The sequence below is a fragment of the Brachyspira sp. genome (assembly GCF_050873525.1).
Classification (GTDB): domain Bacteria; phylum Spirochaetota; class Brachyspiria; order Brachyspirales; family Brachyspiraceae; genus Brachyspira.
The window spans coordinates 1-8,662 of the sequence record NZ_JBNMIZ010000105.1; the positions used below are offsets into that span (position 1 = coordinate 1).

Sequence of the window (8,662 nt, forward strand, 5' to 3'; positions counted from 1 at the left end):
AAATATTTTTTGTTTAAGTAATTAAGTTTTATCTTAAAATTTTAATCATATAAAATTATAAAACGGAAACTATAATGGAATATTTGGAGCTTCTTAAAAATATATTTTTTACTCACGGCAGATATATGTATATGATTAGGGGGCTTCTATTTTCCGTTGGAACTACCGCATTCGCAGCGTTGGTTGGAATTGTCTTGGGAATATTTATTGCCCTTATGGAACTTTCGCATTTCTATCCTTTGAAAAATGTAAAAGGATACGAAGATTTTAATCCCATTTCAAAATTGGCTTTCGGCTTCGTCAATCTTATAAGAGGAACTCCCGCAGTCGTTCAATTAATGATATGGGCAAATGTAGTTTTCGTTGGTGCTTTAAGAAACACTCCGATATTATTAATTTCAGGAATTGCTTTCGGAATCAATTCGGCGGCTTATGTCGCGGAAATAATAAGAGCGGGAATCGAAGGACTCGATAAAGGACAGATGGAAGCGGCTCGGGCTTTGGGCATGAATTACGGTTTGTCTATGAGAGAAATTATAATTCCTCAAGCGATTAAAAAAATTCTTCCAGCTTTGGTGAGCGAATTTATAACTTTGCTTAAAGAAACTTCTATTGTCGGATTTATCGGCGGAATAGACTTGCTTCGTTCGGCAAATATTATAACGAGCCAAACTTATAGAGGAGTAGAACCGTTAATTGCGGTTGGAATAATATATTTAATATTGACTTCAATCTTCGCCACATTTATGAGAAGCATAGAGAAAAAATTAAAGGAAGGCGATTAAATGATTAGGATAGAAAATTTATATAAAAAATTCGGCAAACTCGAAGTATTAAAAGGAATCGATATTAATGTCGAAAAAGGCGAAATCATAGCGATTATAGGACCTTCGGGAAGCGGAAAATCCACTTTTTTAAGATGCATAAACAGACTAGAAGAACCTACGGACGGAAAAATATTTATTGACGGCGAAAATATTTTGAGTAAAGAAACGAATATAAATAAAATAAGAGAAAAAGTAGGAATGGTTTTTCAGCATTTCAATTTATTTCCACATAAAAATGTTATAAAAAATATTACATTAGCGCCGATAAAAATCAAAAATTATTCCGTTGAATTGGCGGAAAGCAAGGCGGATAATCTTTTAAATAAAGTCGGACTTTTGGATAAAAAATATTCTTATCCGAATCAGCTTTCGGGCGGGCAGAAACAGAGAATAGCGATTGCGCGGGCTTTGGCAATGGAGCCAGAGATTATGCTTTTTGACGAACCGACTTCCGCTTTGGACCCAGAAATGATAAAGGAAGTTTTGGATGTTATGATAGAACTTGCCAGAGAAGGAATGACTATGCTTATAGTGACTCATGAAATGGGATTTGCAAAAAATGTCGCCACAAGAATTTTATTTATGAACGATGGAAAAATACTCGAAGACGAAACGCCAGAAGAATTTTTTAATAATCCTAAACATAGCAGAACGAAAGAGTTTTTATACAAGGTTTTGAATAAATAACTATTTCCTATATCTATCAAACAATTCTATAAAATCTTTTTTCTTCTTTTTTGCGGCGATTCTATAAGCGGTGTTTCCGTAAATATTTCTTTGAGTCATATCCGCTCCAGCCTTCAATAATTCTTCCATTACTTCAAGCGGAGTCGAAAAAGTTCTGTATATTCCGTTTTCTTCTTTTTCGTATTCAAACATAACCGCTCTTATTAAAATATTATTTCCGTTTCTATCGGTAGCGTTAATATCCGCTCCAGATTCTATCAATCTTTTTATCGCTTCAATATCTGGATTTTCTTTTTCTATCAAATACATAAGAAGAGTTTTTTCATTGCCATAATTTTTAGCGTTTACATCAGCTCCGAGTTCCAAAAGATTAAATATTATATCGGTTCTATTCGTTTGTTTGGCGTTATAAATAATCGCTTCGTTTAGATTTGTCGCTCCCGCGTTTATAAGTTCGTTTATTATATTTATATCGGTAGCCGCCGTTATTGGATATTTTCTTTCCGTTCCTTCGTAATATCTGTAAGGTTCTATATAAGCTTTTGTGTTTACATTAGCTCCGCTTTCTATAAAATATTTAACCAATTCAAAATGATTTCCTTCGCATGCCGAAACCAAAGCTCCGTTAATATCTTTAGCTCCCAAATTAATAAGTTCTTCTGCAATTTCCAACCGTCCGCCGATAGCCGCATAACTTAAAGCTATGTCAAAATTATTAGCGCCTTTTTCGATAAATTTTTGAGCGATATCCCAATAGCCTTCCATACATGCCATATAAAAAGCAAAATTAAAATCTTTAGCCCCAAAATCGAGCAATTCTTTAACGATTTCCATATTCCCTATTTTCGCCGCATACATTAAAGAACTCATGCCGTATTTATTATTGTAAATGTCCAAATTATTTCCGTCTCTTAATATATTTTTGACGCTTTCAATATCGTTATTTTCAATACTTTTCATTAAATCGTTATTTTGTTCTATTTGTGAGATTGTAGAATTTTGAGAAAAAAGCAAAGCCGAAAAAATAAAAGATAATAAAATAATTTTCTTCATAAAAAATCCGTAATTAAACCAAAATCAATATAATAATATAATTATCGTAATAAACTATTCTTTTTTGATATTAAAAAATATAACAAAAAAAGACTTCACGGAATTAACCGCAAAGCCTTTTAAATTAAACTAAAGGATTATTCAATGATGATTACATAAGTCATGCGCGCACGCTTTATCGTAATCGTAAAAGATTTTTCATTTCCGTAAGATTTGACGAATTCGTTATAATCGTTCATATTCGTTATCGTTCTTCCGTTAATAGCTTTTATAACATCCCCTGGTCTAAGTCCCGATTGATAAGCTCTCGAAGATTGAGTCATATTAACGACAGCTACTCCTTTTTCTCCGCTTCTAATTTGAAGTCTTTGAGATATTTCTGGAGTTATATCCGAAACATCGAGTCCCATCCAAGAACGGCTATTCGATTGTCTTCTGCTCGGCGTATTGCTTCCGCTCGGAACGACTTCGGTATCTTCAACTCTTGCCTCTATCGTTACTCTTACGCTTCTTTCTCTTCCGTTTCTTAAATATTTAACCGTAACCTGCTTGCCGACTTGAGTAGTGGCGACTTTATTGAATAAATCGCCGGATTTTGTCATTCTATCGCCGTCAAATTCGGTTATAATATCGCCGTCCTGCAATCCGCTTTTGCTTGCTGGAGAGTTTGGAACTACTTCGCTTACATAGACTCCGCTTCCCTGTCTAATATTAAGTCCTCTCGCCAAATTTTCGTCTATATCCTGCAAATATATTCCCAAATAGCCTCTCGTCACTTTTCCCGTTTCTTTAAGTTCGTTCATAACGGAAGTGGCTATATTAATCGGAGTTGCAAAACCTATTCCTATGCTTCCGCCAGAAGTTGAATATATCAAAGTGTTTATTCCGATAACCTGCCCATGAATATTGAATAGAGGACCGCCAGAATTTCCGGGATTTATAGCAACATCCGTTTGAATATATCTTTGATACCTGTTCGCTCCAATATCGCTTCTTCCTTTTGCCGAAACTATTCCGAAAGTAACGGTATTATTGAGTCCGTAAGGATTTCCTATCGCTATTGCAAATTCGCCGGGTTCTATCGCATCGCTGTCTCCCAGAGCCACATAAGGAAAAGTTCTGTTGGATTCTATTTGAAGTAAAGCCAAATCGTAAGCTTCGTCATATCCTATCAATTTTGCTGGAAGTTCTTCCGTTTCTCCGTAAAGCAAAACCATTATTTTAGTCGCGCCTTTAACGACATGATAATTTGACAAAACATAACCGTCTTCGTTTACTATAAAACCGCTTCCCAACGACCTTTGATTTCTTCTCTGTCTCGGCATTTGGTCGCCAAAGAAAAATCTAAAAAACTCGTCCGCGTATCTGTCCTGCTCGGTTTGTCTCGCTTCGGTTTCGGTTGAAATATTTACTACGGCGTTCATGTTTTTATTAACCACTTCTCTAATAGCGCTTTCCACTTGCAAAGCTCCGTCTATAGAGCCAGAAAAAGCGACTTTTTGAGGAGCGGCTTGCGCATGAACTACAAAATCTCCTTCTTTATAATTTCTTTCATGCGAAAATATAAAGAAAGAAATTATAATCCCAACCAAAGTAAATGTTAGCCCTATGTTCAAAAAGAACATAAACGATGATTTTTTTTGATTCATATTCATATATAAATACCTCCAAAAATAGTTATTCTTATAATCTTTTATAAAATTTTATTTAATTAGATTGTATTATATAAACCTGTTCTAAAAAAATAATGTAAAATAAAATTTATTTATAATTATTATGTTTATAAAATATTTCTGGTTCTCCTTTAGGACGCGTATTCCATCTCGGATGAACCCAAAGCCAGTTCTCTGGATGCTTTCTTATTATCTCCTCCAATTTTTTAGTATATTTTTGAGTATTATAATATAAAGTCTCTTCTTTGGTTTCTTTTTCCTCTATATACATTATTTCCGAAACTATTATTTTATGATGTCCGTATCTGTCGGGCAAATCGTAAAGTATCGCTATAGGCGATTTCGTTTTCATCGCAACGGCTATCGGTCCAACCGCAGTCGCGCATGGATAGCCAAAAAAATCTACAAAAATTCCGTCTAAATAGTTTTGGTCGCATAAAAAAGCAACGGGCGAATTTTCGTATAACGCTTTAAATATATCTCTTAAATCTCCCCATCTTGAAATGCATTCCGTTCCTCTTTTCTCTCTCCAAGAACGAACATATTTATCTAATTTGGGATTATCTAAAGGTCTGAATATAACTTTAGGATTATATTTATGAATTGCAAAATAAAATGCCACATATTCCCAGTTTCCTATATGCCCCGTAATTGCAATCATTCCTTTATGTTTTTCTTCCAGAGCGTTATCGAAAGATTCGAGTCCTTCGATTTTTATTCTTTTTAATATTTGACTGTCGGACATTCTCGAAGATTTTATAAATTCGGCAAAAGTTATAATCATAGATTTCATAGACCTTTTGGCTATTCTCTTTCTTTCTCTATAAGTTTTTTCGGGAAAAGCCTGCTTCAAATTTATTAACGCGACTTTTCTTGCGCTCGGAACTAAATAATACATTAAAGCGCCAATAAGTTTTGCAAATAAAACGACTATTATATAAGGCAATAAAGATATTATTTCCATTAAGATTCTCAATGGAATATACTCAAGCATTATGACTTTTTTTGATTTATACAAATAAAATCTCCAATTTAAGTTAATTTTTTATATGTTTGTCGCGTCCTCGTCTATTTCTATATCGTCTAAAAACGATGTATCCATATCCATACTTTCTTCGTTTTGATTATTTATATTTTCTTCGCTTTTTTCTTTATTATTTTTATTATCGCTATCTATATCCTTTTCTTCCGCATTATCTCTTTTTATCTCTTCTTTATTATCGTTATCTTCTTTGTCTTCTTTTCTATTATCTATATTATCTCTACTATCTTTTAATTCGATGTCGGAATTTGCGCCGTCTATCAATAAACCTGCTCCCGAAAGTTCGCCTTCGTTTATCAAATAATTAAAACCCGACACAAAATAATAAGCTTCGGTTAACGCTTTCAAAACATTATAACCTTGAACTCTTTTTTTATATCCTATATCGGTAAAGAAAGTTAATATATCGTTCGGATTTGCAATTATTTTTTCACGCTCTTCTTTATCCAAAAGAAGTTTGTCAAGTTTTCTTTTGAATGGAGAGATAATCGATATAACAGTAGATTTTAAATTTTTTGAAATATATGCTCTCTGTCCGTTTCTTTCCGAAAGCATCGAAACTCTCTGCTCGAATCTCATTCCTTCGTCCTGTTCTATTTTCAAAATCCCTTTACAAATATCGCTATATTCGTTAAATCTCGAATTTATATCCGACAAAGACAAAAACATATTATTAAAATCCGATTTATAATCCGTTCGCACAAGATTATCGAAAACGGAATTATATTTTACTTTATTTGAAACGAAAAGTATAGAATATTCTCTATCCAAAAAATCTATTAAAACTTTTATTCTGTAGATTTTATCGGTTTCTTCCACATTATAAAAAGGGTCGGTTTCGTATTCTATATTATTGTCTTCTTTTTTGAAGGAAACGCATTTTTCTATAAGTTTTACTCCGATGGATTCTATTTTATTTAATTTTTCTTCTTCCTCTTCTTCTTTCTTTCCAATATTTTCTTTTGCTTCTTCAATTTTACTTTCGTTCAATTTTTGATTCGTAAGTTTTAATTTCGTATAATAACCCAAAATATCGGCGTCTTTAATCTCGAAAAAATTATTAAAATCGTCTATCGTTTCCAGTTTTTCTTTTGCGGCATATTGAAGTAAAATCAGCAATTTAGGATAATATTTAGAATATACAAGGTCGGTCGCCCTTTTGAAAGCGGAAATTCTCGAATTGACTATCGCCTTGCTCATATTGTCGACTATCGCATAAGACATCATCGCTTTTTCGCCAACCGATTTGATTCTTGAGACATATAAATGCAAAACATACAGAGGACGAAACATACTTTTTAATTCGCTTACATAATTTATCGCCACAACGGAAGAATCCAAATCTTTATATTGTCTTAAGAAATTCTTATAAACTTTTTCATCGTATTGGTCTTTAATTCTTTCCAAAAGTTCAACATCTTCAAGCTCTTCCGCAAATCTTGCTATGATTTTATTTTTTTTATCTTTTGAATCTATATCGTTTATTCCGATAGGATTCAAAGCGTTAAAAATTAAAGTGTCCATTTCCAAAAGAGCGGATACCGCGTTTTTATCTATAAAATTCAAAAATTTAGGATTAACCTTCCCTCCGAATAAAGTTATGACTCCCGAAGCGAAAGCGTTAAACCATAATTTGGTATTATAAAACGGAGATTTATTTTTCTTTATAGTTAATGCCGTTTCGTTATTTTTAGGTTTTTCGACAACTTCATGAACGACTTGTTTATTTGTAAATTGCGGTTCTGCTTTTGGTTTTATATTAGAATGATTTGAAGCACTATTATTTACAAAAGTATTTTTCTTTGGAGAATTGGAAGAATTATTTAAAGTATTATGATTATTTTTTTTTCTATCGGATAATACTTCGCCTCCCGCGTCCACAAATTTATTGAATAAATCTCTTCTGTCTTCTTCTTCGATTTCGTCTAATTTTAATCTGTCTCTGGTTTTTTCAATATCTTCCACTGAAAAATACTCCAATTTATTTTCTATTTAATTCTTAATATTAATTAAAAATTATTATCTTCTATACGCCATAGTCGCGGTCGCTTGATTTTCCGCCATAATAGTCATACTCGATATTTGAACATGGCTTTTTCTCGTCAAAACATATTCTATATTATCCGCTATATCCTCGGCTAAAAGCGGTTCTAAACCTTTATATACATTATCAGCTTTTTCTTTATCGCCCTTAAATCGAACGGTAGAAAATTCGGTATTAACCAACCCAGGTTTTATATTCGTAACTTTTACTGGTTTGTCAATCAATTCTATTCTTATAGCGTCTCCGAACATTTCAACGAAAGATTTTGTGGCGCAATAAATAGCTCCTCCAGAATAAGCTTCGTCCGCCGCCGTTGAAGCGATATTAATTATATGTCCATGCCTGCTTTTCAATATAAGCGGAAGTAAAATTCTTGTCGCCGTTATCAAACCTTCGCAATTTACTCTTATCATTTGCAAAGCGTCTTCAAGCAAATTATTCGAATAAACATCTTTATTTAAGGCAAGTCCCGCGTTATTTATAAGAATGTCAATATTTTTCCATTCGTCTTCCAAAGAATTTAAAGCTTTAACTATATCTTCGCTTTTTGAAAAATCTATTTTCATGGTTTTTACTTTTATTTTATATTCTTTTTCAAAACTATTTTTTAGATTTTCGAGTTTATCTATTCTTCTTGCCGCTAAAATAAGGTTAACGCCGTTTGAAGCGAGCGATTTTGCGACAGCCTCTCCAATTCCAGCGCTTGCCCCCGATATAAAAGCCAATTTTCCGCTAATATTTTCTTTATACATAAATTTAATTTTCCTTATATAAAAATATATATTCAATAATATTATTCGTAGGTTTGAACTTTTCCAGCGATATCTTGAGCCGTATATTGCATTCCAACTTCTTTCAAATATTTTGAGATTAAACTATCCATTTGATTTTTTAATCCTTTTGAATACAATTCTGCGACTACCGTGCAGTTTTGTTTGGAATCCCATTTTGTTTCAATTACCGATACGCCTCTTATTCTTCCCGCAACTCTTTCCTGAATAACATATTCGTCTATCATTCCTTTTTCTGTGGAACTTAAAGATTCTATATAAGAACCTGCAATTTTTGCTACGATTTTATTTTTCGCATCCAATTCTGCCGCTTGTTTTGAAGTTACCTCTCTTCTAAATTTATCGTTCGCATCGATAGTGTCGCTTGGAGAACCCATTCCGAGAACTCTAAAAGTGTCTTTATTAATCCAGCCTTCTGGATTTTTTTTGCTTACTCCGTTTCCGCAAGAAATTACTAAACCCGCAACCAATAATGAAATATATAATTTTTTGAACATAATATATGCCTCCGTTTTTTATGTTTTTTATTTTATTATTATATATAT

General features: G+C 32.9%; 8 protein-coding genes. 2 read left to right on the forward strand and 6 right to left on the reverse strand.

The genetic code is table 11. From position 1 onward, the window contains the following. Positions 1–71 precede the first annotated feature (71 nt). Together ACR0QS_RS08060 and ACR0QS_RS08065 are read left to right on the forward strand one after the other, a co-directional pair. Entirely contained in the window at positions 72–785 is a 714-nt protein-coding gene (locus ACR0QS_RS08060; protein ID WP_432632934.1) for an amino acid ABC transporter permease, read from the forward strand. Beyond that, the gene (locus ACR0QS_RS08065) at positions 786–1,514 is read left to right on the forward strand and encodes an amino acid ABC transporter ATP-binding protein (RefSeq protein WP_432632929.1); all 729 of its coding nucleotides are present in this window, start codon (positions 786–788) and stop codon (positions 1,512–1,514) included. On the opposite strand, the gene ACR0QS_RS08070 is transcribed toward ACR0QS_RS08065, so the two are convergent. From ACR0QS_RS08070 to ACR0QS_RS08095, 6 genes are all read right to left on the reverse strand, one after another. Next, complete coding sequence (locus tag ACR0QS_RS08070; RefSeq protein WP_432632930.1) at positions 1,515–2,567, reverse strand: ankyrin repeat domain-containing protein; 1,053 nt, start codon at positions 2,565–2,567, stop codon at positions 1,515–1,517. A gap of 137 nt (positions 2,568–2,704) precedes the next feature. After that, complete coding sequence (locus tag ACR0QS_RS08075) at positions 2,705–4,216, reverse strand: DegQ family serine endoprotease (RefSeq protein WP_432632935.1); 1,512 nt, start codon at positions 4,214–4,216, stop codon at positions 2,705–2,707. Between the two features lie 112 nt (positions 4,217–4,328). Next, positions 4,329–5,234: a lysophospholipid acyltransferase family protein gene (locus tag ACR0QS_RS08080; protein WP_432632936.1), complete on the reverse strand. Its 906-nt coding sequence runs from the start codon at positions 5,232–5,234 to the stop codon at positions 4,329–4,331. 51 nt (positions 5,235–5,285) lie between these two features. Continuing rightward, on the reverse strand, positions 5,286–7,247 hold the full coding sequence (locus ACR0QS_RS08085) for a hypothetical protein (protein WP_432632931.1): 1,962 nt from the start codon (positions 7,245–7,247) through the stop codon (positions 5,286–5,288). Positions 7,248–7,301: 54 nt separating this feature from the next. After that, complete coding sequence (locus ACR0QS_RS08090; RefSeq protein ID WP_432632932.1) at positions 7,302–8,078, reverse strand: SDR family NAD(P)-dependent oxidoreductase; 777 nt, start codon at positions 8,076–8,078, stop codon at positions 7,302–7,304. Positions 8,079–8,119: 41 nt separating this feature from the next. Further along, positions 8,120–8,614, reverse strand: a complete 495-nt coding sequence (locus tag ACR0QS_RS08095; protein ID WP_432632933.1) for a hypothetical protein — start codon at positions 8,612–8,614, stop codon at positions 8,120–8,122. Positions 8,615–8,662 lie beyond the last annotated feature (48 nt).

What these genes read in the sequence shown, in the direction of transcription:
- ACR0QS_RS08075 (WP_432632935.1), bottom strand. Translation starts at nt 4,216, where the DNA reads ATGAATCAAAAAAAATCATCGTTTATGTTCTTTTTGAACATAGGGCTA.
- ACR0QS_RS08065 (WP_432632929.1), top strand. Translation starts at nt 786, where the DNA reads ATGATTAGGATAGAAAATTTATATAAAAAATTCGGCAAACTCGAAGTA.
- ACR0QS_RS08070 (WP_432632930.1), bottom strand. Translation starts at nt 2,567, where the DNA reads ATGAAGAAAATTATTTTATTATCTTTTATTTTTTCGGCTTTGCTTTTT.
- ACR0QS_RS08095 (WP_432632933.1), bottom strand. Translation starts at nt 8,614, where the DNA reads ATGTTCAAAAAATTATATATTTCATTATTGGTTGCGGGTTTAGTAATT.
- ACR0QS_RS08090 (WP_432632932.1), bottom strand. Translation starts at nt 8,078, where the DNA reads ATGTATAAAGAAAATATTAGCGGAAAATTGGCTTTTATATCGGGGGCA.
- ACR0QS_RS08080 (WP_432632936.1), bottom strand. Translation starts at nt 5,234, where the DNA reads ATGCTTGAGTATATTCCATTGAGAATCTTAATGGAAATAATATCTTTA.